The organism is Flavihumibacter cheonanensis (assembly GCF_022352215.1).
Classification (GTDB): Bacteria; Bacteroidota; Bacteroidia; order Chitinophagales; family Chitinophagaceae; genus Flavihumibacter; species Flavihumibacter cheonanensis.
In genome coordinates this window covers 1-285 of the sequence record NZ_JAKRWF010000145.1, presented here as the reverse complement: position 1 = coordinate 285, position 285 = coordinate 1, and the positions used below count along the sequence as shown (strand labels likewise).

Annotated in this window: 1 pseudogene; it reads left to right on the top strand. The window is 64.9% G+C overall.

Annotated features, from left to right (window positions below):
* Positions 1-285 (top strand): annotated as a pseudogene (locus tag MD536_RS21460) (hypothetical protein); the annotation flags it as partial.

Here is a 285-nt window from a genome sequence, read left to right as displayed (position 1 = left end):
CTGGGCGCACGGACGAACCGGGAATCCGCCGTCAACACCGTTTACTGCGCCTACACCGGCTGCCTGCCCAAGTACGGCACGCACCTCGACGAATTCCGCGCGGCCAAGTGCATCGTCGAGCTGACGGACGAGGTTCGTGACAACATCAAGGGAATGGCGGATTGGGGCGCCTTGGGCGCCGCCATTGCCGAGAAAGCGCAAAACCGGATCATGGCCGTGGTCAACCTGCCCAAGAAGATGGGCCCGGGCGCGACCAAGAACCTGATCTCGTGCGCCTCGCCCGGC